We start from the raw sequence: 22,687 nt of genomic DNA on the forward strand, positions 1-22,687 counted from the left end.
GCCTCGCGCGCTCTAAATCGGCCCTAGGTGGCCATCGTGTTGCGGCCGTCAACTTAGCGTCTGAACCATCCCCACGCGCCACCTTCCCGCGGGCTTGACCCGCGGGCCTTCCGCCGCGAACACGAGCTTATGCGCGTTTGGTCAGTGGCCCACGGGTCAAGCCCGTGGGAAGATCGAGGTTGTGGTGAGCTCGCAACTACAGGCCTTGGCTACAGCCCTACAGCCCCGCAAACCGTGCAATGACCGGCACATGGTCGCTCGGCTGCGGAGCATAGCCGCGGAATGCCTTGATGATTTCGGCGCCGATGGAGTGTTCGGCGACGTCGCCGGTCGACCAGATATGATCGAGCCGGCGTCCCTTGTTGGCGTTTTCCCAATCGGCGCTGCGGTAGCTCCACCAGGAATAGAGCTTCTGGTCATAGGGCACGTGCTTGCGCACCAGGTCGACCCAGGTATGGCCGCCGTTGAGGATGGCGTTGAGCGCCTCGGTCTCAACCGGGGTGTGGCTGACGATCTTGAGGAGCTGCTTGTGGCTCCAGACGTCGTTTTCATGCGGGGCGATGTTGAAATCGCCGGCGATCAGATGGCCGCGCTGGAAGATCGGCTCGGCAAACCAGCTGGTCAGCTCGTTGAGAAAGCCCAGCTTGTGCTTGAACTTGGGGTTGATTTCGGGATCGGGCTCGTCGCCACCGGCCGGAATGTAGAAATTGTGCAGCGTCAGCGGCCCATGGCCCAGATCGGTCAGCGCCGAGACGTGACGTGATTCGGGGATTTCGCAGAACACGCGGCTCGACACATCGGTCAGCGGGAATTTCGAAACGATGGCGACGCCGTGATACCCCTTTTGTCCGTGCACCGCCTGGTGCGGATAGCCCGCATCGCGGAAGGCGTTGGTCGGAAACTGGTCATTGGTACATTTGATTTCCTGCAGCATCAGCACGTCGGGCTGATACTGCGCCAGGAATTCCAGCACCATGGGCAGGCGCAGGCGAACCGAATTGATGTTCCAGGTGACGACGGCAACGGACATTCTTGGGACTTTCAGGCGGGCGGGCGTTCTTTATGGCCGGAGCCTGACGGGGGGTAAAGCCGGAAATGGCCGCCTCCTGCCAACCGGTGTCATGAGCCGTATGTTGCCTGCGGCGTCATCCTCAGCATCACCCCACCCACGATCTTCCCGCGGGCTTGACCCGCGGGCCGCTCACCGCGAACACGAACTGCGCGCGCAAGCTGCCAGTGGCCCGCGGAAGGCGTTGGGTGGGCTGGCCACGCAACAAAAAACCCGGCCACAAGGACCGGGTTTTTCAAAATCATATCGAAAGCGAGATTACTCGGCCTTGGGCTCGGCAGCGGCGGCTTCTGCAGCAGCAGCCTGTGCGGCGGCGGCAGCAGCGGCTGCGGCTTCCGCGTCCTTGGCAGCAGCTTCAGCGGCGAATGCCTCGGCGGCAGCAATCTTTTCCTGCTCGCGGGCGTTCTTGGCTTCCAGAGCCGCAGTGCGCTCGACGGCCTCGATCTTCTTGGTACGCGAATTGGTCGATTCGAAAATACGGGCGGATTTACCGCGACGATCGCGCAGGTAGTACAGCTTGGCGCGACGCACCTTGCCGCGCTTAAGAACTTCGATCGAAGCTACGTTCGGGGAGTAGAGCGGGAAGACGCGCTCGACGCCTTCGCCGTACGAAATCTTGCGCACGGTGAAGCTCTCGGTGATGCCACCGCCAGTGCGGGCGATCACGATGCCCTCATAGGCCTGCAGGCGTTCTTTTTCGCCTTCGCGAATCTTGACCCACACCTTGACGGTATCGCCATGGGTGAATTCTGGAAGGGTGCGCTTGGCGGCCAGCGCCTCGACTTGTTCGGCGTTGATCTGCTGAATGATATTCATGTGATCCGTCCTGATCTTTTCAAAGGAGCATTGTTCGGGAAACTGATCCCGACTGCCCGGTCTTGGTTACAACGGAGGTTTTTTCGTCTTTTTGTTTTGTGCCCGACGGGTCCGAATAGCCCATGCGCGCGATAGTAGCGGCGCTATAGGGGAAAAAAGGGCCAGAGTCTATGGGTTTTGGCTGCAACGGTCGCAAAACTGTCGTGCGGGAAGAGCCTTACTTCTGCTCCAGCAGGTCCGGCCGCCGCGCCAGCGTCAGCGCCACACTCTGCGCCTGCCGCCATTTGGCGATTTTACCGTGATCGCCCGAGGTCAGGACGGCTGGAATCTCGACGCCTTCGAAGCTCTGCGGCCGCGTGTAATGCGGGTATTCCAGCATTCCGTTCTCAAAGCTCTCGTCAGCATGGCTCTCGGCAGCGCCCAGCACGCCGGGTATCAGGCGCACGATGGCTTCCAGCAGCACCATGGCGGCGACTTCGCCCCCTGCCAGCACATAATCGCCAATGGAGATTTCCTCGAGCTGGCGGGCCTCGATGACGCGCTGGTCCACGCCCTCGAAGCGGCCGCAGACGATGACGGCGCCGGGACCGGCGGCCAATTCGCGCACGCGGGCCTGGGTGAGCGGCTTGCCGCGCGGCGACATCAGGATGCGGGGGCGGGGATCGCCGGGTGGTGCCACCGCGTCGATGGCAGCCGCTAGGATATCGGGTTTGAGCACCATGCCGGCGCCGCCGCCTGAGGGCGTGTCATCGACGGTGCGGTGACGGTCGGTGGCGAAATCGCGCAATTGGGTCGTCTGCAGTGACCACAGCCCATCGGCCATGCCACGGCCGATCACCGAAGCGCCAAGCGGGCCGGGGAACAGGTCGGGGAACAGCGTTATAACGGCGGCGGAGAAGCTCAATTCGGCTCTTCTTCCTCGCCCCATTCGGTCTCGGTAGGGGCAACGATGGTCAAATAGCCCTGCTCGATATGGATGGCTGGAACGACGGCTTTGGTGAACGGGTAGAGATAGGTGTCGCCCGACTGGCTGTTGCGGATTTCGATCAGGTCGCCGGCGTTGAAATTGGGGATGGCGGTGACGGTGCCGATCACCGTGCCGTCCTCAAGCCGAGCCTGCAGGCCCAACAGATCGGCGTGGTAGAAATCGTCCTCGTCTTCGGTATCGGGCAGGCGCGAACGGTCGACGAACAGGCTGACGCCATTGAGCAGTTCGGCCGCATTGCGATCGGCCACGCCCTTGAGGCGGGCGACGACCACGGTCTTCTGCACCCGCAGATTGGTGATGGTGACTGTCAGCCCCGGCCGGTCGGTTTCCAGTGGCCCATAGGCGGCGATGGCTTCGGGATCCTGGGTATAGGGCGTGATGCGCACCTCGCCCTTAATGCCATGGGCACCCCCGATAATGCCCATCAGCAGGCGATTGGAATTGGTCATGGGGGCTCCGGACGCCTTTGAAAACACGGTGTCATACCGGCGAAGGCCGGTACCCATCTCGAGATCTCAGGATGGGCCCCGGCCTTCGCCGGGGTGACACAGTGGAAGTTGAGAGATCAAGCCAGTCAAGACGAAAAGGGCCCCGATACGGTGTATCGAGGCCCTGCATCAAAACCCAGAGGGTCTTACTCAGCCGGAGCTTCTTCGGCCGGGACTTCCTTGGGGGCATTCTTGGCGGCTTCAGCAGCGGCGGCAGCGGCCGTGCGGGCTTCGGCGCGTTCGGTTGCCTTGGCGCCGGGGATAGCCTTTTCCGGGTTGTTGCGGGCTTCGCGCTTCAAGAGGCCCGCGGTATCGAGGAAACGCAGCACGCGGTCGGTCGGCTGGGCGCCGACTTCGAGCCAATGCTTGGCGCGGTCGGTGTTGAGCACGATGCGCACTTCATTGTCCTTCGCGAGCAGCGGATTGAAGGTGCCCAGCTTTTCGATGAAGCGGCCATCGCGCGGCGAGCGGGCATCGGCAACGACGATGTGGTAGAATGGGCGCTTCTTGGTGCCGCCACGGGCGAGACGAATCTTGAGAGACATATTTTAGGTCCTTTGGATCGAGTTCTTCGGTTACTTTTTCTTGCCCAGGCCGGGAAGGCCGGGGAAACGGGGAGCGCCACCAAGGCCGGGCAGGCCAGGGGCGGATTTGAACAGGGCGCCGACATCGGTCGGCAGCTTGTCGGCGAGCTGGGGTTGAGCGGGAGCGCCCATGCCCTGCTGGAGCTGCTTGGGATCGATGCCGGCCTGGCGGGCCATGGCTTCGAGCTGCTTGGGGTCCATCTTGGAGAGATCGGGCATGCCGCCCATCATCCCACCCATCTTGCCGCCGAACATGCCGGCCAGCGAGCCCATGCCGCCCTTGGAAACCTTCTTCATCATGTCCGCCATCTGGCGGTGCTGCTTGATGAGCTTGTTGATTTCGGAGACTTCGACACCAGCGCCGGAGGCGATGCGCTTGCGACGGCTGGCATTGAGAACGTCGGGCTCGGCGCGTTCCTTCTTGGTCATCGAGCCGATGATGGCGATCTGGCGATCGAACACCTTTTCGTCGATGTTGGAATTGGCCATGGCCTTCTTCATCTGGCCGACGCCGGGCATCATGGCCATCAGGCCATTCATGCCGCCCATTTTCTTCATCTGCTGCAATTGGCCGCGCAGATCGTCGAGGTCGAAGGAGCCCTTCTTGAGCTTCTTGGCCATCTTCTGGGCGTCTTCGGCCGAGACGTGCTCTGCCGCGCGCTCCACCAGCGAGACGATATCGCCCATGCCCAGAATACGGTCGGCGATGCGCGAGGGATGGAAATCCTCCAGCGCATCCATCTTTTCGCCGGTACCGATCAGCTTGATCGGCTTGCCGGTTGCGGCACGCATCGAGAGCGCCGCGCCGCCACGGCCATCGCCGTCGACGCGGGTCATGACGATGCCGGTGATATCGACGCGCTGGTCGAACGAACGGGCGAGGTTCACGGCGTCCTGGCCGGTCAGCGCATCGACCACCAGCAGCACTTCATGCGGGTTGGAGACGGTCTTGATCTCGGCCGTTTCGGCCATCAGTTCTTCGTCGATATGGGTGCGGCCGGCGGTATCGAGGATCAGGATATCGAAGCCGCCCAACTTGCCTTCGCGCGCGGCGCGGCGAGCGATCTGTACCGGATTTTCACCGGCGACGATGGGCAGGGTGGCGACGCCGACCTGTTCGCCCAGCACGCGCAGCTGCTCCATGGCGGCCGGGCGGCGGGTATCGAGCGAGGCCAGCAGAACCTTCTTGTTCTGCTTGTCCTTGAAGCGCTTGGCAATCTTGGCAGTGGTGGTGGTCTTGCCCGAGCCCTGCAGGCCGACCATCAGGATGGTGACGGGCGCAACGGCGTTGAGGCTGATCGGCACGGCCGCTTCGCCGAGCACGCCGACCAGTTCGTCATGGACGATCTTGACGACCTGCTGGCCCGGCGTAACCGAGCGGGTAACCTCCACACCGATGGCGCGGTCGCGCACCTGCTCGACAAAGGCGCGCACGACTTCCAGCGATACGTCGGCCTCGATCAGCGCGCGGCGGATTTCGCGCAGCGCCGCATCGACGTCGGCTTCGCTCAGCGCGCCGCGGCCACGTAGACCATCAAAGATTTTGCCAAGCCGGTCGCTTAAGCTATCGAACATTTTTGGTCCTTGTCTCTATCGGGTATCCGACGAGATATTGGTATCATCGAGCCAAACGCAAAACCCACCCGCGGGCGCAACGCGCTGGCGGATGTTGGCCTCCGGGATCGATTTATACCCCAAGGGGTCCCGGTCGGCTGGTCAGGGCAGGGCCTGATGAATGGCGTGCCTTTTATGTGGCGGTAAGCCGTGAGTCAAGGAAAGCCTGCGGCTTGCCCACGCCGTACCGCGGTTGTGCGGGGAGGATGTCCCAATGTATAGAACAACCACGGGGGATCACACATGCTTAGACAAGCCTTAGCCGCTCTTTTATTTGCCGGTCTTCTTTGTTGCTCGATGTCAATGGCGGTGGGTAGAGACACCATTGGCTATAGCGAGACGAAGGGGATATTCGCCAACCACACCATGATGTCGTACGATTCTGCGCACGGAACACAGGTCGAGTTTATCGCTTCGACGGGCAGGACATATCTTCTATACCCAGGCAATACCGTGATCGTGAAGGGCTCGTGGCGGCTCGATCGTACCGAGAAATCCGATGTCTTCAACATCTGCTTCCGCTATCCGAGCAACTCGTCCAACCCGGCAACCGGGAATGCCGGTGGCGACTGGGAGTGTCAAATTGCCGGTTTTTATCTCGGGGCGCTTCGCGAGATCATACCGGGCGATCAGTTGGGATTGTCGAGAGGGTCCGAGGTTCCGTTCGTCCTAAGCCGTGCGCGCACAAACTTCACCTCACTGCTGCGCAAGCTGGCGCAGTAAGCGGTGGTTTGTACTGGAGCAAAGGCTAAACTCATCTTAACCCCGTACTGCTATGCCGATAGCCAGCTCGGACCGAGCCGAGAGGACAGATGAGTGCTATCGAGCGATCGGACGCGATGACGGGCGCGGTGCGACAGGACACTGCCGTGCCGGCTTCGCTTGCCCAGGTCACGGTGTTTGACAGTTTCGAGGCGGCAAAGCCCGGCTGGCTCAGTCTCGAAGCGCGCGCTGTCCTGACGCCCTATCAGCGGTTCGACTGGATGGCGGCGATGCATGCCCACGGGCTCGACAAGGGCCGGCTGGCGATCGCCGTGCTGGGGCCGCCGGAACGGCCGATTGCCCTGCTGGCACTGGTCATCGGCTGGCGCCGCGGCGTGAGGCAGGCACGGCTGATCGGCTCGGATTTTGGCAATAGTGACTGGCTGATCTTCGATCCGGAGGCGGCCGACCGGCTGACGCTGCCGGTGCTGCAGAATTTTCTGGCGGAAATTGCCCTCCAGGCTGGTGGTATCGATATCGTGCGGCTGAGCCAGTTACCGGCGCGGTGGCACGGTCATGCCAATCCATTGCTGGCGTTCCGCCACCAGCCGGCGGCAAACAATCTGTATGTCGCCGAAATCGGCGCGGTGCCGCACCCCTTCATCGACCACGGCATCACCAGCAAGCTGCGCGCCAACCTGCGGCGCGGTCGTGCGCGGCTGGAGGAGCAGTTCGGCCCGGTTGGCGTGCGGCGGATCGTGGACGCGGCGGCACTGGGGCCGGTGCATGATGCGTTCCTGGCACAGCGCGGCGAGCGTTTTGCTCAGATGGGCATCGAGAACGTGTTCGCGACGCCTGGCATGGTCGGATTTTTTCGCTCATTGTGCGAGCAGGGGCTGGGGCAGGAGCGCCCGGCTTTCATGGCGCACGCGCTTTATGCCGGGGACGAGATCCTCGCCACCTCGTTCGGTACGGCGGCGGGCAACCATTTTAGCCAGTACATCAATTCCACCAGCGCCGGTCCTGCCAGCAAATACAGCCTGATGGGCATATTGATGGTGGAAATGCTGGACGACCTGATCGCCTCGGGCATTACCGGCTTCGACATGGGCACCGGTGACTTTGCCTATAAGGCGGACTGGAGCCAGCCCGAGGTGGTGTTCGATAGCGCCGTCGCGGTGAGCGGATTGGGCAAGCTGGCTCTGCCGGTGCTGGACAATCTGGTGCGCACCAAGCGGGCGATCAAGCAGAACCCGCGGATCTGGGCGCTGGCCAGGAAGGCGCAGAAACTGCGGTATGATCTGATGGGCAAGCTGCGGCGGTAGCGTCCTTAGCCTTTTGCCTCTCATAGAACCCCCTCACCCGGCCTCCGCTCCGCTCGGCCACCCTCTCCCCGACGGGGAGAGGAATCCCGGCTGCGCGGTGCCTCTTATTCTTCTCCCCGTCGGGGAGAAGGTGGCGCGCAGCGCCGGATGAGGGTGTCTGCCCTGCCCAAAACAAACGGGCGACCCCAAGGCCGCCCGCTTCACATTCACGTTGTACGCAAAGCCTACATGCCCACCTTGGCCGCAGCTTCCTTGGCCTTCTGCGCCTTGTAGTAATAATTCGCGTCTTTCCCCAGCACCACCGAGCGAATGAGCCGACGAAGCCCCTCGCTCTGGCGCAAGGGCGCGGCGAGACCCTTGCCGATCTGCATGGCCGCGACCTTCAACCCATCCCAGCCCGGATTGATCCCCGGACCCTTTTGCGGAAAACCACGGTCGCGCAGCATGGAATTGGCGACATAAAGGTCGTTGCGGCGGCTGACCGCCTTGGTCTTCCAGGTGATGGCGACCGAGATGGAATAGGTGTCCTTGGTGCGCACCCAGTGCGGCCAGAGATAAGGCACGAACACGCCTTCGCCGGGCTTGAGATCATTGTGCATTTCCTTGGCGACGTACTTTTCGTCGAACTTCAGGTTGCGGTGCTTGGTGATGCAGTGCTCGATCTGGTCGTCGGTGGCGATCGACTTGTCCTGATTGTCATAGACGTTGAAAATCTTGTCGCCATGCACCTGGACGAAGAAGTTGTCCTCGCTGTCGAGGTGGAATGGCGTGGTCGAGCCCGGCGAGGATACAAACATGAAGCCCTGCACGTCCGAGAAGCCAGCTTCATCGAGGCTTTTGAAGCCCTGCGCGGTGGCGACGGACATCAGCGCCTCGTCGAGCAGCGCCTTGTAGGTGGGGTGGATTTCGACGCGCTTGAGCACCATCCAGGCGCCGGCAGTCTCGATCTTCTGGATCACGTCTTCGGGGGCGAGATCGACCAGCGGGGTGGTTGTGGGGTCCTGGCTGACGGCGGCCTTGCCCGAATTGTATTCGATGCGGTCGCGCGGCAGTTCCTTGACCAGCTCCAAAATCGCCGGAAGCGTCAGGCGGGCATCGCCGACCAGGCCGTGATTGATGCGGAAGGGCAGGTTGGGAAATTTGGACTGGAACGCGGAGGCATCGGCGGTCAGCAGTGTGCTCACGATTTTTTCTCCCGGATGGATTTTACAAAACGGACGAGGCGCTTGGCCTCTTCGCGCGCGTGGCGGCGCGCCATGATGAGTTTGCCCAGGGCCCGGCCGGCAGGATCGTGTGGGCGCGTCGGGATCAGCAGGTCGCCGACGGACAGGCGTTGCGCCCAGACATGGTCGATCATCGGATGGCCGGCGGCGGCGGTGGAATCGACCAGGGCGATGGCGGGATTGGCGGCGAAGCGCCTGGTCAGTTCCAGCGTCAGTTGCACACCGGGCGAGAAGCGGGCCAGTTCCTCGTCATAGGCGATCTTGAAGAAGAAAGCCCGATCGCCCTGGCGCAACACCAGCCCGGCGGCGACGGTGGCGCCGTTAAGGGTCAGCTCGACTACCTCAAAGGCGCCGCGTGTGCCCAGGTCCTGGGCAACGGCCGTGATGAAGGCGGTATCGGCCTGGCTCTGGCCCAGGCCGGTGCCCAGATCGCCCTTCCAGCCGCGTGCCTCAAGGGCGAGAAAGCGCTCCAGCGCCGGCGCGATGGTCAGGGGCGAGCGGGCCACGCTGAACACGACCTCGCCGTCATCGCCCAGCCGGTTGCGCAGGCGGCGCATTTCCTTGAGCCGCTTGGTGCCCATGCTGGCGCGGAGGTAATCGTCGGTGTCGGTAATGGTGGCGTCGAAGGCGGCGCGCTGATGGGTGTGATCGGTTAGCGCGGTCAACCCGCGCTCGGCCAGGGCGGCCTGGAACGCCATGGCGACGGGGCCGTCGAGCATCATGTCGGGCAGCACCAGCAGATGAGCGCCAGTCGCGGCGGCACCGTCGATCAGGGCGCCGGCCGCCTCGATGGCGTGTTCGGCGTCGAGTACGGGCGTCGACAGCGGCGAATAGGGTTGCAGGGCGACCAGCGCCGGGATCGGCAGCTTATAGGCCTGCCAGGCGCTGATGACGGGCAGCAGGCCCAGCATGCGCCCGGGATTGATGCCATCATGGGCGACCAGTGCATCCGCGCCCTTGCCGCCCGACGCCATGGTGGCGGCGGGCACCGCATAGCCGGGATCGAAGAACACGTTCGGCTCGATGCTGGCGGCGCACAGCGCCTCCCAGGCACCGCGCGGCACCGTGGCGATATCGAGCTTTTGCGCATGGGCCAGTTTGGCCATGGCGGCAGGCATGGCGCGCGCGGTCGGCATGGTGAGCATGGCGCTGTCAGACATTGTGAGCGCTCGCCGCAAAGCTGTCGCCATCGGCAACACAAAATTTACCAACCAGGACAATGGCCGTGCAGTCTTGATCCCTCACGGGCAAGATGTCAGCCAGTAGTTTGGCGAACTGATTGCGGAACGATTGCAAAGGTGGGCCCCTCAAGTCGAAAACGGCGCGCGGACTGGCCGTATTTGACCGCTTCTTTCCTACGCCCATTTGCTCGGCCACGCTTGCCCCACCTAATTGCCTGGTTAAGCGCTGGTGAAGTGCTATTGGCGGCCCGAAAGCCTCAACAATGCGTCAAGGACAGAGACCGCATTTTCCCCAAACACTGGCAATCGGGCGGCCTTTGCGCCATATAGACGCCAACAACCATTTCCCCCTCCCATGAGGCCTGACGTGAGCGGCGTGCCGTTTCTCAAGATGAACGGTTTGGGCAACGAGATCATCGTGGCCGATATGCGCGGCCGGACCGACCGGGTGACGGCCGCCGCCGCGATCGCCATCAATGGCTCGAGCGACACCAAGTTCGACCAGATCATGGCGATCCATGACCCGCGCACCTCGGGCACGTTCGGCTATATCGAGATCATCAATTCGGACGGCACGCGGGCGCAGGCCTGCGGCAATGGCATGCGCTGCGTCGTGCAGGCCCTGGCGGCCCAGACCGGGCAGAAGAGCTACGTGTTCGAGACGCTGGCGGGGATTTTGACCGGCGACGAGCATGATGATGGGCTGATCGCGGTTGATATGGGCAAGCCGCATTTCGGCTGGCAGGAGATTCCGCTCAGCGAGGAATTCATCGATACCACCGGGATCGAGCTGCAGATCGGGCCGATTGATGCGCCGATCCTGCATACGCCGTCGGTCGTCTCCATGGGCAATCCGCATGCCACGTTCTGGGTCAAGGACGATGTGTGGAACTATGCGCTTGACCGTTTCGGACCGCTGCTCGAGAACCATCCGATCTTCCCGGAACGGGCGAATATCTCCATCGCACAGGTTGTAAGCAGTGATCACATTATCCTGCGCACCTGGGAACGTGGCGCTGGGCTGACCAAGGCTTGCGGCACGGCCGCTTGTGCAGCCTTGGTCAATGGCGCGCGCACCAAGCGCACCGGCCGCAAGGCGACGGTGACGCTGCCGGGTGGCGATCTGCTGATCGAGTGGGCCGACAATGATCATGTGATTTTGACCGGTCCGGCCGAGCTCGAATTTGCCGGCGTGGTCGATCCGGCGACCGGCGTGTGGTCGCGTGACGAGGAAGCGGCCTGAATGTCAGTCGAAACGCTAACATTTGGGTGTCGTTTAAACGCCTATGAGAGCGAGGTGATGAAGGCCGAAGCCCTCAAGGCCGGGCTCGATAATGCCATCATCATCAACACCTGCGCCGTCACCGCCGAGGCCGTTCGCCAGGCAAAACAGGCCGCGCGCAAGGCGCGGCGCGACAATCCGGACGCCAAGATCATCGTCACCGGCTGCGCGGCGCAGACTGAAGCGCGCTCGTTCGGCGACATGGCCGAAGTCGACTTAGTCATTGGTAACAATGACAAAATGAGCGCCGCCGCCTACGCGCCCATGGTGTTCGGCACGCCGCTGAACGACAAGGTCCAGGTCAACGACATCATGAGCGTGCGGGAGACCGCCGGTCACCTGATCGAGGGCATGGACGGCCGCGCTCGCGCCTTCGTGCAGGTCCAGAACGGCTGTGATCATCGCTGCACCTTCTGCATCATCCCCTTCGGCCGCGGCCCCTCCCGTTCGGTGCCGATGGGCGCAATCGTCAATCAGATCAAGACCTTGGTCGACAACGGCTACGGCGAAGTGGTGCTCACCGGGGTCGATATTACCTCGTATGGCGGCGACCTGCCGGGCCTGCCGACCCTTGGCAAGCTGACCCAATCAATCCTGCGGCACGTGCCCAGCCTGCCGCGCCTGCGCATCTCCTCGATCGATTCCATCGAAGCCGACGAGGCTCTGTATGATGCTGTCGCCAGCGATAGGCGCTTGATGCCGCACCTCCATTTGTCGCTGCAATCGGGCGACGACATGATTCTCAAGCGCATGAAACGCCGGCATAGCCGCGACGACGCGCTGACAATCGTGAGCAAACTCAGGACCTTGCGACCAGACATGGTGTTCGGCGCCGATATCATCGCCGGCTTCCCGACTGAAACCGACGAGATGTTCGATAACACCTTACGCATCGTCGAAGAGGCCGACCTCACCTATCTGCACGTCTTCCCCTATTCGCCGCGCGAAGGCACGCCGGCCGCGCGGATGCCGCAGGTCGACAAAGGCGTCGCCAAGCGCCGGGCCGCCATGCTGCGCGCAGCGGGCGAGCGGCAGGTTGCCAAGTTGCAAGCCAGCCGGATCGGCATGGTCGAGAACGTCTTGATCGAGCGCGACGGCCTTGGCCGGACCGAACAATTCTTGCCGGTAGCCGTTGCTGGTACACAGCCGGGCGAGTTGCTTTCCGTACGGGTGACCGGTGCGGGCAGCGATGGGCTGGTCGGCGAGCCGGTCCGCGACGCGGCTTGATAGTTTGAAAGTATGGCGATGACTGAAAAGAAGCCCGGATTCTTCAAGCGCCTGTTCGGCGGCGAGGCGCCTGCGCCCGAGCCGGTGCCCAGCCAGCCGCTGCCCATCAATCCGGAGCCGCCTGTGCCGCCGGAGCCGGTCAAGCCGACGCCACCAGCGCCCGAGCCGGAAATTCCGCAATCCGAACCCGAAGAAGTGCCCTCGCCGGGGCCACCCGAAACCCAGCCAGAAGCGTTTAGCGCGGCGCGGGAGGCGGTGGCACAGGTTTCGCCGGTGCCCGAAGCACCGCGTCTCGGCTGGTTTGCCCGGCTGAGTTCTGGCCTCAAGCGCTCGTCGGACCAGCTCACCGGCTCGATCGCCAATGTCTTCACCAAGAAAAAGCTCGACGCGGCGACGCTGGACGAGCTGGAAGAGGTGCTGATCCAGGCCGACCTGGGCATGGAGACAGCTATCGCCATCACCGAAACCCTGCGCCGCGATCGCTTCGATCGCGACGTCAGCGGCGAGGATGTGCGCGCCGTGCTGGCGGCCGAGGTCGAGAAGGTGCTGGGTCCGGTGGCGCAGCCACTGGTGATCGACAGCACCAAAAAGCCTTTCGTGATCCTGATGATCGGGGTCAATGGCTCGGGCAAGACCACGACGATCGGCAAACTGAGCCAGAAGTTTTCCGCCGAAGGCAAATCGGTGTTGCTGGCTGCCGGCGACACTTTTCGCGCGGCGGCGATCGAGCAGTTGCAGATCTGGGGTCAGCGCACCAATACACCGGTGGTCGGCGGTCCTGCGGGCGCCGACGCCTCGGGTCTCGCTTTCGATGCGATGACGCGCGCCGGGGCTGAGGGTCGCGATGTGTTGATCATCGACACGGCCGGCCGATTGCAGAACCGCGACGAATTGATGAGCGAGCTGGAAAAGATCATCCGCGTGATCAAGAAGGTCGATCCGACCGCGCCGCATGCCACCTTGCTAACGCTCGATGCGACCACGGGGCAGAACGCGCTGCGGCAAGTGGAAATTTTCGGCCAGCGCGCCGGGGTCACCGGGTTGGTGATGACCAAGCTTGATGGCACGGCGCGGGGCGGGATCCTGGTGGCTATTGCCCGCAAGTTCGGCATGCCGGTGCATTTCATCGGGGTCGGCGAGGGCGTGGATGATCTGGAGCCGTTCCAGGCCGCCGATTTCGCGCAGGCCATCGCCGGCGCCCCAATCGCTTAGCCGCATTTGCACCACGCTTGAGCAGTATCGCCTGCTTGCGTCGGACCGCATAGCGGACCACATTAGACGAAACCTGAAAGCATCTGACCCATGAGCGACAACAAGGCCGAGGCCGCCGAACCCCAGTTGAACTGGGACGAGATGCGCCCCCAGATCATCAAGCTGGTGCTGGAGCTGGGGCCGCTGGTGGTGTTTTTCCTCGCCAACGCGAAGGGCGAGGATATCCTCGCGGCCAATCCGATGCTGAGCGGCTGGTTCGGTGGTCACGCCATCATTTTCGCCACGGCGGTGTTCATGGCGGCGATGGCGATCTCGCTGTTGGTGGCCTGGCTGGTGCTGAAAAAGGTCGCCGTGATGCCGCTGGTGACCGGCATCGTCGTCATGGTGTTTGGCGGCCTGACGCTCTGGCTGCAGGACGATACTTTTATCAAGATCAAGCCGACCATCACCAACCTGCTGTTTAGCGGCACACTGCTGGGCGGGTTGCTGTTCAAGCAATCGCTGCTCAAATACGTGTTTGGCGATGTCTACAAGCTGCTGCCGCGCGGCTGGTATCTGCTGACCCTGCGTTGGGGTCTGTTCTTCCTGGCGCTGGCGATTGCCAACGAGGTGGTGTGGCGCGGCGCCAATGCGTATTTCCCCAATGATGCCAAGGCCGCGGGCGACGTGTGGGTGTCGTTCAAAGTCTGGGGTGTGATGCCGCTGACCGTGCTGTTCTCGGTGCTGCAACTGCCGACGCTGACCAAATATGCGCCGCCCGCCGAGCCGCCGCATGCTCCGCCCATAGTGATAGAGAGCTGAGAGCCGCTGGCTCCCAGCTTTTCGGAAGACCTCGGAAGATTAGCCAAACAGCCCGATGACCACGCCCTGGGCGATCAGGACGAGCAGCAGGTGGGCGCCATCGATCAGGGTCAGTGACCATTTCGAATTCTGGTAGCGGTGGTTGAGGATCATCGAGGTCAAAACGAACCCCAGCCACATGTGGGCTCCCACCAGGGCGCCATTGAGCGGCGTAGTGGCGCCGGTGAGCAGGGGCGTGAGCCCGGCGATGAAATAGGCCATCACCAGTTCGACAACAATGGCCCAGATGAACGGCGACGGACCGGCGTTGAGTTGGTCCCGGCTCTTACCCAAAGCGGCCAGCCATTGCTTGGACAGACTCATGTACCAGCCGGCACCGATAGCCATGCTGACCACGCCGGCCACGATAACGGCCAGCCAATTGACGGCAAAATGCATCATGTGAATTCCCCCTCCGCGCGAGTTGCGCGTCAGGAATGCTAATTCATTCCACCGTCGAGCTAAAGCCCGCCCATCTGGCAGATCAGTTTCCATTCATCGTCGCGCACCGGCGAGACCGATAGCCGCGACAGCTTGATCAGCGCGATTTCGGCGAGTGCCGGAGTCGCCTTGATGGTGGCCAAGGTCACCGGCTTGGGCAGCGGCTTGACGGCTTCCACGTCGACGCATTCCCACATCACCTTGCCGTCCTTGCCCAGCTCGGCGGTGTCATCGGGATGGGCCAGGGCGATGACACGGATGATCCCGACGATCTCCTTGCCGATATTGGAATGATAGAAGAAGGCCTCGTCGCCGAGCTGCATGGCCTTCATGTTGTTGCGCGCCGCGTAGCTGCGCACGCCATGCCAGGATTCGGGTTCGCCGCGCGCCGTCTTGGCCGTCATGTCCGCAAACGAGAACACGTCCGGCTCCGATTTCATCAGCCAGTATGCCATGGTCAGAATTCCCGGCCGGTGTGATTGAACGCCACGCGCCACGGCTTGATGTCGGGCGTGCCAAATATGCCTTCGGTGAAGAACGGGTCTTGCATGAAGCTCGTCGTAGCGGCCTCGAGCGTCTCGGCTTCCAGCACCAGCAAGGAGCCTTCGGCATTGCCGTCCGGACCCATCAGGGCGCCGCCCATGACCAGTTTTTCGCCCAAAGCCTTGAGGTGCTCCAGATGGACTGGCCGGACAGCAAGGCGCTTCTCGCCCATTCCAGGATTGTCCTTGACGATCATGGCAAACAGCATTGGTCAGTCCTCTCGCTTGAGCGGGCGGGACATCAGCCCGGCCACGATGGTTTGAATGGTGTCGCGGCCACTGAGCACGGCGTTGACGGCATCGATCAGGGGGACGTCGACCGCCAGGCTCCGCGCCAGTTCGGCGGCGACGGGCGTGGTGCTGACGCCCTCTGCCAGCTTGGCGCCGGCCGCGATGATGGCCTCAGCCGTGCGCCCCTGTCCCAGCGCGATGCCGAACTGGTAATTGCGCGATTGCGTGGAGGTGCAGGTCAGGGTGAGGTCGCCGAGGCCCGCCAGACCCGTCAGGGTGCTGGCGGAGCCGCCCATGGCGACCACCATGCGGGCCATTTCGGAATAACCGCGAGCCAACAGCGCCGAGCGCGCCGATGCGCCCAGATTGGCACCCTCGACGGCGCCGCATGCCAGCGCATAGATGTTCTTCAGCGCCCCGGCGATCTCGACGCCGATGCGGTCGTCGGCGGCATAGGGGCGGAAGCTGGGGCCGGCCAAAGCGGCCGCGAGCGCGGAGGTGGCGCTGGCATCATCGCCGGCTAGGGTCACCGCGGTGGGCCGGCCCGCCGCGACGTCGGCGGCGAAGCTCGGTCCCGAGAGAACGTAAGGCATCGCGTCAGGCGCCATATCGAGCACTATCTGGCTCTGGCGCTCCAGCGTGCCGGTCTCGAGGCCCTTGGCGGAGACGATGACTGGCCGGCCGGCGAGAAAATCGGGATCGATTGCGGTCAGCACGGCTCGCGTCGATTGCGCCGGGACGGCTAGCACGATGATATCGGCAACCTGTATGTCACTGGCGGCCTGGATTTGATCCAGCAGGATCTGCTCACCGAGAAAACGCGCATTGGTGTGGCGCTGGTTGATCTCTTCGACTTGGGTGGTATCGCGAACTACCAGTGTGACTATGCGGCCAGCCATGGCGGCTGCCTGGGCCAACGCCGTGCCCCAGGCGCCGCCACCGATGACGCTGACTGTTTCAAGCGGCATGGGGCACCACTTTCATATCGGGCAGGTCGAGCGGCCAGCGCGGGCGGGCCACGGTGTCGAGAGCATCGGTGACACCCAGCGCGAAGCGCTCGGCCCCCGCCCAGGCGACCATGGCGCCGTTGTCGGTGCAAAGCGCGATGGGCGGTATGGTGAGGGTTGCTCCATGTTTGGTGCAGGCTGTTTGTAATGCCGCCGCGATGGCCAAATTGGCGGCAACGCCGCCGGCGACGACGAGATTGAGAGCTTGGCCGGGAAATTCGGCCCGGAACCGCGCCAGCGCCTGACCGGCCCGGAAGGCCACGATCTCGGCCACCGTGGCCTGGAAACTGGCGGCGATGTCGGCGACGTCCTGGTTGCTCAACGGAGCCAGGGATTCGGCTTTCAAACGCACAGCGGTCTTGAGGCCGGAGAACGAAAAGTCCAGCCGTTCCTCGCGCAGCAGCGGGCGGGGGAACTTGAAGCGGGTGGCATCGCCGCTGCGTGCGACGGCCTCTACAGCCGGACCGCCCGGATGGCCGAGGCTGAGGAGCTTGGCCACCTTGTCGAAGGCCTCGCCCAGCGCATCGTCGATGGTGGTGCCCCAGCGCTCGTAATCGCCGACGCCGCGCACCAGCACGAATTGCGTGTGGCCGCCCGATACCAGCAGCATCAGATAGGGAAATTGCACGCCATTGGTCAGCCGCGCGGTCAGAGCGTGGGCTTCGAGATGGTTGATGGCCAACAGGGGCTTGTCCAGCGCTGCCGCCAAAGCCTTGGCGGTGGTCAGCCCCACCAGCACACCGCCAATCAGGCCGGGGCCGGCGGTGGCGGCGATGGCATCGACCTCGTCCAGCCCGATGCCGGCCTCACGGCAGGCCTGGGCAATGATATGGTCCAAATAGGTCACATGGGCGCGCGCGGCCAGTTCGGGGACGACGCCGCCGAATGCCGCATGTTCATCGAGCTGGGATCGCACCACATTGGAGACAATGGTACCGTTGCCCGCTGCGTCGCGCATGACAATGGCGGCCGCGGTCTCGTCGCAACTGGTCTCGATGCCCAAAACAATGGTCCAAGCTTGCCCGGTCATGACGAACTGGTCTACTCCCTGACATGAGCCTGTTGCCTACTATAGGACACCAAGACATTGCAATCGCAACCGCCCTTCGCCCGGATCGGAACCCGCGGCTCGCCGCTCGCCCTGGTGCAGGCGCGACTGGTTCGGAGCCTTCTGGCGGCGGCGCATCAGGTCGATCCTGAGCGCGTTGAAATCCAGGTCATTTCCACCGGCGGCGATCGCTCGCAGCAGAGCAATGCCAGCCTGACCGAAATCGGCGGTAAGGGGCTGTTCACCAAGGAAATCGACCAGGCGCTGCTCGATGGCGTCGTGGATATCGGCGTGCATTCCTCTAAGGATGTGGCGACCTCACTGCCTGAGGGAATTGCTCTGGCGGCGTTCCTCGAGCGTGAAGATGTGCGCGATGCCTTCATGTCGGTGACGGCCAAAAGCATCAATGACCTGCCGCCGGGCGCCAAATTCGGTACGTCCTCGATACGACGCGCCGCGCAGGTGCTGCGGCTGCGGCCGGACCTCTTGATCGTGCCGTTCCGCGGCAATGTGGATACGCGGCTGCAAAAGCTCGCCGACGGGGTGGCGGATGCCACCATGCTGGCCGTGGCCGGGCTGAACCGGCTGGGCAAGGCCGACCGTATCACCGCGTTTCTCGATCCGCAGCAGTTCATGCCGGCCCCTGCGCAGGGCGCCATCGGCATTACGGTGCGCAGCGACGATGCCCGGTTCGCGGCGATCGTGGCGCCGCTCGATCATCCCCAGACTCATCGTGGCATCGTCGCCGAGCGCGCCATGTTGCGGGTGCTGGATGGTTCGTGCCGCACCCCGGTTGGGGTGCTGTCGAATCTCGATGGAGAGACGCTGGTGCTCAAGGGCGAGATCATCAGCCTCGATGGGCAGGCGACATTTGCCGATAGCGTATCGGGACCTGCCGAAGAGGCCGATGCGCTGGGCGCGGCGCTGGGGCACAAGCTGCTCGCGCTGGCGGGTACCGATTTCCTGGCGCAATGGGCACAGAGCTGATGCGCATGCTAGTGACGCGGCCGGAACCCGATGGGCAGGCGACCGTGCAGCGGCTGGCGGCGCTGGCCATCCAGGCCATCGCGGCGCCGCTGATGAGCCGGCGGACGCTGGACATCAGCCTACCGCCGGCCAATGGTTTTGCCGCCTTGGCGTTGACCAGCACCAATGGGTTGCGGGCCCTGGAGGATCGCGGGGTGATCGCGCAGTTTTCGCACCTGCCGGTGTTTGCGGTCGGCGGGCGAACCGCGCTCGAAGCCCGCAGCATGGGCTTTGCCGAGGCGTTCGCTGCCGGGGGCACGCTGGGCGACCTGGTCAATCTGATGGCGCGTGCGCGGCTGGCGGGGCCGGTGTTTTATCCGGCAGGCAAGCATTTGTCGGGCGATCTGGCAAAGGCGCTGGCCCAGTTCGGCGTGATGGTGGTGACGGCCCGGGTCTATGACATGGTGCCGGTCGAGGCCCTGCCGGATGCCATTGTGTCGGGGCTGGCGAGCGGCGATATCGGCGGGGTGTTGCTTTATTCGCGGCGCACGGCCGAACTTCTGGTCAAGGCGCTGGAGGGGCAATTGGATCGGGCACAGCGTTCGCGCATTGCCATGCTATGCCTGTCGGAAGCGGTGGCGGAGCCCTTAATGGCGGCGCATTTCAATCGCATCAGCCTCGCCGATCATCCCAGCGACGAATCCATGATGGCGCTGGCTTTGGCTGTTACGCGCGAACAAAACCGGCCATGATGCGGGCCAGCAAGACGGAGCCGTCCCATGGTTGATCCTAAAAGAGACGATCCCAAGCCCAGCGAGACCAAAAGCGGTCCGGTCAAGCCGCCCGTGCTTGATCTGAAGGCGCGGGAGACCAGGCCGGAAGGCGAATCAGTCAAGCCCGAAGCCGCCAAGCCGGCCGAGCCCAAGGATGCGGCGGCCAAGCCGACACCGCCCAAAGCGCCGGCGTCGGCCGAGCCGGAGCGGGAGTTCGCCTTCGGTGCCGCGATCGCCGGCGCCGTGCTGGGATTGGCGGCGGCCTATGGGCTGGCTTTGCTGGGCTATTGGCCGAGCGCGCCTGCGCCAGTGGTGCAGGCTGATCCACGAGTGGCCCAGCTGGGCAGCGCCATTCCTGAATTGCAGACGGTGACGCAAACTACGCAGTCCGAATTGGCGGCGCTCAATGCCCGCGTGGCCGGGCTGGAAAAGGCCGGCGGTACGGCGGTAGCCAGCGCGCCACCAGTCGATCTGGGCGGCATCCAGGCCGATATCGCGGCCCTGTCGGCGCGGGTCGAGGGGCTCGGGGCGGCACCGGCCAACGCCGTCGCGCCAGCGGATATTGACGCGCTCAAGACCGATCTTGCCGGCTTTGGCACGCGGTTGGACGAGCTTGGAGCGCGAATCGGCACGACCGAAGCGGGTGTGCGGACGCTGGAGACGAGCGTCACCGCCACCACTGCGGCTCTGGCCGAGCAGCCCTCCGATGTCGGCGCCGTGCTGCAATTGCCACTGGTGCTGTCGGGGTTCGAATCAGCCTTCGCCACCGGGCGGCCCTACGAAACCGAATTGGCGGCACTACGGGCGGCGGTGCCGACGGCCAGCATTCCCACCGATATCGCCAATGGCGCCACGACCGGCCTGACGCGTCCCGACGTGATCGCCAGTCGGTTTGCGGCTGTGCTGCCCGCCATGCTGGCTGGCCGCCCGGCCAATCCCGATGCGGGCTGGCAGGATGGTGCGCTCGATTGGCTGCGCTCGGCCATTGCGCTGCGGCCGACCGGGGAACTACCCGGCGACGATCCCGAAGCGGTGGTGTCGCGGCTGGAGGCGGCGATTGGGCGGCGAGATTACGCGGCGGCAGAAACGCTGATGAGCAGCCTGCCGGCCCCGATGCAGGCGGCGGCGGGCGATGTCCCCGCGCTGATCCGTACGCAGGCTGAGGCCGGGAAATTCCTCGAAGCGCTGCGGACGCAAGCGCTGAACGGGAGCGCTTCATGATCCGGCTTGCCTCCTGGATTGTCGGCAGCCTGATCATCACCGCGCTGGCGGCCTGGCTGATTTCCCTCGATGGTACGCTAACGCTGGAGGCGGCGGGCTACCGCATGCAGCCGCAGCTTGGTGTGGCGATCTTCCTGTTCCTGTTGGTGGCCATCGTGGTCATCATTGTCTGGGGCGTGGTACGCCGCGTCATTTCGGCGCCGCGCTCAATGGCAAGACGCAATCGCGAGCGGCGCAGAGAGCAGGGGGTCGAGGCGCTGAGCGACGCGATCATCGCCTTGCAGGCCGGCGATCCGGCGCGGGCGCGGCTGCTGGCCCGCGAAGCGCAGGCCCGCCTGCCCAGCAATCCGGCGGCGCGGCTGCTGGAGGCGCGTGCCGATCTGGCGGTGGGCGACATGGCGGCGGCGCGCGAGCATTATCGGGCCCTGATCGCCGATGAACGCACGGCGCTGGCGGCCCTGGCCGGGCTTTACGAGCAGGCGCGCACCCAGACTCGTCCCGAGGCGGCGCTGACCTTTGCCCGCAAGGCACTGGCGCTGGCGCCACAGGCCGGCTGGGCCGCGACTGCGGTGTTCGAGGATTTCGTGCGGCGGGGCCAGTGGGCCGAGGCCGTCGCAATGGTCAATGTCGAGGCGGTCAGCAACCGTGAACAGCGGGCGCGCAAGCGGCGCCGCCAGGCGGTGATCGAAACCGCCCGGGCGCGCGAGACCGAAACCAGCGCGCCGCTGCCGGCGCTGGATCATGCGCTGACGGCGCTGAAGCTGCTGCCCGACTTTGTGCCCGCGGCGCTGATCGCGGCGCGCATCCACGTCAATCGCGGCGAGACGCGCAAGGCCATGAGCCTGTTGCGCCGCATCTGGCGCGCCACCGGGCATCCCGACGTGGCTTTGCTCTATGCCCATGCCCAGCCGGGCGCTTCGGCGGTGGATCGGCTCAAGCGCATGGGCGAACTGGTTGAAATGCCGCCGCCGCATCGCGCCGCTGCGCTGGTGCTGGCTCGCGCCGCCATCGATGCCTATGACTGGAGCAAGGCGCGCGATGCGCTGGCGCCGTTTACCGGCAAGGACGCAACGCAGGGCATTGCCAGCCTGATGGCCGAAATCGAGGAAGGCCAGTCGGGCGACCAGGGCAAGGCCCGCGAATGGCTGGCGCGCGCCGTGCGGGCGCCGCGCGATCCGGCCTGGACCGCCGACGGGCTGACCAGCGACGAATGGGAGCCGATCTCCCCGATTACCGGCCGGCTCGATGCCTTCGAGTGGAAGGTGCCAGTGGTTGCGAGCTCGCGGCCGGCCAGCGCCGAGCCAGCTTTGCCGATGGTGCAGGAGCCTCTTGCGGTGTTGCCTCTTGCACAGGCGGGTAACCCTCAGTAAAAGACCCATCGATCGGCTCACCGATCAAGCCGCTTTAGCTCAGTTGGTAGAGCACATCATTCGTAATGATGGGGTCAGGTGTTCGAGTCACCTAAGCGGCACCACTCTCGCAGACCAGATCAACCCTGGCGGCCGACCACCTCGATGAGGGGTCCGCCTTCGCCGGCGGCATAGCGGGCTTCGATGCCATAGGCGCGGGCGAGGATCGGCGGGGCCAGGGCTGTGGCCGGCGCGCCGTCCGCGATCACGGCCCCGTCCGCCAGCACGACGACGCGGTCGGCCATGCGGGCGGCCAGGGTCAGGTCGTGCAGCGTCACCACGATCCCGCGGCCCTGGCGCGCCAAATCCTGGAAGAGCTGGACGGCGTCGAGCTGGTGGCCGGGGTCGAGGCCGGCGAGGGGCTCGTCGGCAAGCAGCCATTCGGGCCGCCCGGCCAGGGCGCGGGCGATCAGGACGCGGGCGCGCTCGCCGCCGGAAAGCTCGCTGACCAGCCGGCCGGCGAAGCCTCCCAGGTCGGCGGCGGCGATGGCCTCGTCG

24 protein-coding genes and 1 tRNA gene are annotated in these 22,687 nt (G+C 64.3%); 11 read left to right on the forward strand and 14 right to left on the reverse strand.

The genetic code is table 11. From position 1 onward, the window contains the following. Window positions 1-217: 217 nt before the first annotated feature. From JWR51_RS19765 to ffh, 6 genes are all read right to left on the reverse strand, one after another. The gene (locus JWR51_RS19765) at window positions 218-1,030 is read right to left on the reverse strand and encodes an exodeoxyribonuclease III (protein WP_299751617.1); all 813 of its coding nucleotides are present in this window, start codon (window positions 1,028-1,030) and stop codon (window positions 218-220) included. A gap of 297 nt (window positions 1,031-1,327) precedes the next feature. Continuing rightward, a complete protein-coding gene (gene rplS, locus JWR51_RS19770; RefSeq protein ID WP_299751620.1) occupies window positions 1,328-1,885 on the reverse strand; it encodes a 50S ribosomal protein L19 in 558 nt (185 codons plus the stop codon). Window positions 1,886-2,102: 217 nt separating this feature from the next. After that, window positions 2,103-2,789 carry a tRNA (guanosine(37)-N1)-methyltransferase TrmD gene (gene trmD / locus JWR51_RS19775; RefSeq protein ID WP_299751623.1) on the reverse strand — a complete coding sequence of 229 codons (687 nt, stop codon included), beginning with the start codon at window positions 2,787-2,789 and terminating at the stop codon, window positions 2,103-2,105. Further along, a complete protein-coding gene (gene rimM / locus JWR51_RS19780; protein ID WP_299751626.1) occupies window positions 2,786-3,322 on the reverse strand; it encodes a ribosome maturation factor RimM in 537 nt (178 codons plus the stop codon). The genes trmD and rimM overlap by 4 nt, the downstream gene beginning before the upstream one ends. Before the next feature lie 185 nt (window positions 3,323-3,507). After that, window positions 3,508-3,906 carry a 30S ribosomal protein S16 gene (gene rpsP, locus JWR51_RS19785; RefSeq protein WP_299751628.1) on the reverse strand — a complete coding sequence of 133 codons (399 nt, stop codon included), beginning with the start codon at window positions 3,904-3,906 and terminating at the stop codon, window positions 3,508-3,510. 30 nt (window positions 3,907-3,936) lie between these two features. Further along, complete coding sequence (gene ffh, locus JWR51_RS19790) at window positions 3,937-5,520, reverse strand: signal recognition particle protein (protein WP_299751631.1); 1,584 nt, start codon at window positions 5,518-5,520, stop codon at window positions 3,937-3,939. A 282-nt stretch (window positions 5,521-5,802) separates the two neighbouring features. Here ffh and JWR51_RS19795 point away from each other — a divergent pair, with 282 nt between their 5' ends. Together JWR51_RS19795 and JWR51_RS19800 are read left to right on the forward strand one after the other, a co-directional pair. Next, entirely contained in the window at window positions 5,803-6,282 is a 480-nt protein-coding gene (locus JWR51_RS19795) for a hypothetical protein (RefSeq protein WP_299751634.1), read from the forward strand. A gap of 89 nt (window positions 6,283-6,371) precedes the next feature. After that, the gene (locus JWR51_RS19800) at window positions 6,372-7,586 is read left to right on the forward strand and encodes a GNAT family N-acetyltransferase (protein ID WP_299751637.1); all 1,215 of its coding nucleotides are present in this window, start codon (window positions 6,372-6,374) and stop codon (window positions 7,584-7,586) included. A gap of 224 nt (window positions 7,587-7,810) precedes the next feature. On the opposite strand, the gene JWR51_RS19805 is transcribed toward JWR51_RS19800, so the two are convergent. Beyond that, window positions 7,811-8,770 (reverse strand): cupin-like domain-containing protein, encoded by a 960-nt coding sequence (locus tag JWR51_RS19805; protein WP_299751640.1) that lies wholly within the window; start codon window positions 8,768-8,770, stop codon window positions 7,811-7,813. Beyond that, window positions 8,767-9,969: a GNAT family N-acetyltransferase gene (locus tag JWR51_RS19810; protein WP_299751643.1), complete on the reverse strand. Its 1,203-nt coding sequence runs from the start codon at window positions 9,967-9,969 to the stop codon at window positions 8,767-8,769. The genes JWR51_RS19805 and JWR51_RS19810 overlap by 4 nt, the downstream gene beginning before the upstream one ends. Window positions 9,970-10,381: 412 nt before the next feature. Here JWR51_RS19810 and dapF point away from each other — a divergent pair, with 412 nt between their 5' ends. The 4 genes from dapF (at window position 10,382) to JWR51_RS19830 (ending at window position 14,512) form a co-directional block, all read left to right on the forward strand. Further along, a complete protein-coding gene (gene dapF / locus JWR51_RS19815) occupies window positions 10,382-11,233 on the forward strand; it encodes a diaminopimelate epimerase (protein ID WP_299751684.1) in 852 nt (283 codons plus the stop codon). Beyond that, complete coding sequence (gene mtaB, locus JWR51_RS19820) at window positions 11,234-12,499, forward strand: tRNA (N(6)-L-threonylcarbamoyladenosine(37)-C(2))-methylthiotransferase MtaB (RefSeq protein WP_299751646.1); 1,266 nt, start codon at window positions 11,234-11,236, stop codon at window positions 12,497-12,499. A gap of 18 nt (window positions 12,500-12,517) precedes the next feature. Then, window positions 12,518-13,711 carry a signal recognition particle-docking protein FtsY gene (gene ftsY / locus JWR51_RS19825; protein WP_299751649.1) on the forward strand — a complete coding sequence of 398 codons (1,194 nt, stop codon included), beginning with the start codon at window positions 12,518-12,520 and terminating at the stop codon, window positions 13,709-13,711. A 90-nt stretch (window positions 13,712-13,801) separates the two neighbouring features. After that, window positions 13,802-14,512: a septation protein A gene (locus tag JWR51_RS19830; protein WP_299751651.1), complete on the forward strand. Its 711-nt coding sequence runs from the start codon at window positions 13,802-13,804 to the stop codon at window positions 14,510-14,512. Window positions 14,513-14,551: 39 nt separating this feature from the next. Here the strand turns inward: JWR51_RS19830 and JWR51_RS19835 are convergent, their stop codons facing one another. Genes JWR51_RS19835 through tsaD form a run of 5 tightly spaced genes read right to left on the reverse strand, consistent with a single transcriptional unit; the run spans window position 14,552 to window position 17,802 of the window. Continuing rightward, window positions 14,552-14,953 carry a DUF1761 domain-containing protein gene (locus JWR51_RS19835; protein WP_299751654.1) on the reverse strand — a complete coding sequence of 134 codons (402 nt, stop codon included), beginning with the start codon at window positions 14,951-14,953 and terminating at the stop codon, window positions 14,552-14,554. 59 nt (window positions 14,954-15,012) lie between these two features. Continuing rightward, complete coding sequence (locus JWR51_RS19840) at window positions 15,013-15,447, reverse strand: EVE domain-containing protein (protein ID WP_299751656.1); 435 nt, start codon at window positions 15,445-15,447, stop codon at window positions 15,013-15,015. 2 nt (window positions 15,448-15,449) lie between these two features. Then, entirely contained in the window at window positions 15,450-15,743 is a 294-nt protein-coding gene (locus JWR51_RS19845; RefSeq protein WP_299751659.1) for a YciI family protein, read from the reverse strand. A 3-nt stretch (window positions 15,744-15,746) separates the two neighbouring features. Continuing rightward, entirely contained in the window at window positions 15,747-16,733 is a 987-nt protein-coding gene (locus JWR51_RS19850) for an NAD(P)H-dependent glycerol-3-phosphate dehydrogenase (RefSeq protein WP_299751662.1), read from the reverse strand. Continuing rightward, a complete protein-coding gene (gene tsaD, locus JWR51_RS19855) occupies window positions 16,723-17,802 on the reverse strand; it encodes a tRNA (adenosine(37)-N6)-threonylcarbamoyltransferase complex transferase subunit TsaD (protein ID WP_299751665.1) in 1,080 nt (359 codons plus the stop codon). The genes JWR51_RS19850 and tsaD overlap by 11 nt, the downstream gene beginning before the upstream one ends. 57 nt (window positions 17,803-17,859) lie before the next feature. Here tsaD and hemC point away from each other — a divergent pair, with 57 nt between their 5' ends. From hemC to JWR51_RS19880, 5 genes are all read left to right on the forward strand, one after another. Beyond that, window positions 17,860-18,807, forward strand: coding sequence for a hydroxymethylbilane synthase (hemC, locus tag JWR51_RS19860; RefSeq protein WP_299751668.1), 948 nt, complete (start codon window positions 17,860-17,862; stop codon window positions 18,805-18,807). Further along, window positions 18,807-19,538 carry a uroporphyrinogen-III synthase gene (locus tag JWR51_RS19865; RefSeq protein WP_299751671.1) on the forward strand — a complete coding sequence of 244 codons (732 nt, stop codon included), beginning with the start codon at window positions 18,807-18,809 and terminating at the stop codon, window positions 19,536-19,538. The genes hemC and JWR51_RS19865 overlap by 1 nt, the downstream gene beginning before the upstream one ends. 27 nt (window positions 19,539-19,565) lie before the next feature. Further along, window positions 19,566-20,780, forward strand: coding sequence for a hypothetical protein (locus JWR51_RS19870; RefSeq protein WP_299751674.1), 1,215 nt, complete (start codon window positions 19,566-19,568; stop codon window positions 20,778-20,780). Further along, window positions 20,777-22,150 carry a heme biosynthesis HemY N-terminal domain-containing protein gene (locus JWR51_RS19875; protein WP_299751677.1) on the forward strand — a complete coding sequence of 458 codons (1,374 nt, stop codon included), beginning with the start codon at window positions 20,777-20,779 and terminating at the stop codon, window positions 22,148-22,150. Before JWR51_RS19870 ends, JWR51_RS19875 begins: the two co-directional genes overlap by 4 nt. 28 nt (window positions 22,151-22,178) lie before the next feature. Next, window positions 22,179-22,254 (forward strand) — tRNA-Thr (locus tag JWR51_RS19880). Window positions 22,255-22,269: 15 nt separating this feature from the next. On the opposite strand, the gene JWR51_RS19885 is transcribed toward JWR51_RS19880, so the two are convergent. Then, on the reverse strand, window positions 22,270-22,687 hold a 418-nt coding region (locus JWR51_RS19885; RefSeq protein WP_299751681.1), incomplete at its 5' end, for an ABC transporter ATP-binding protein.

Source organism: Devosia sp. (genome assembly GCF_028290625.1).
GTDB lineage: Bacteria > Pseudomonadota > Alphaproteobacteria > Rhizobiales > Devosiaceae > Devosia.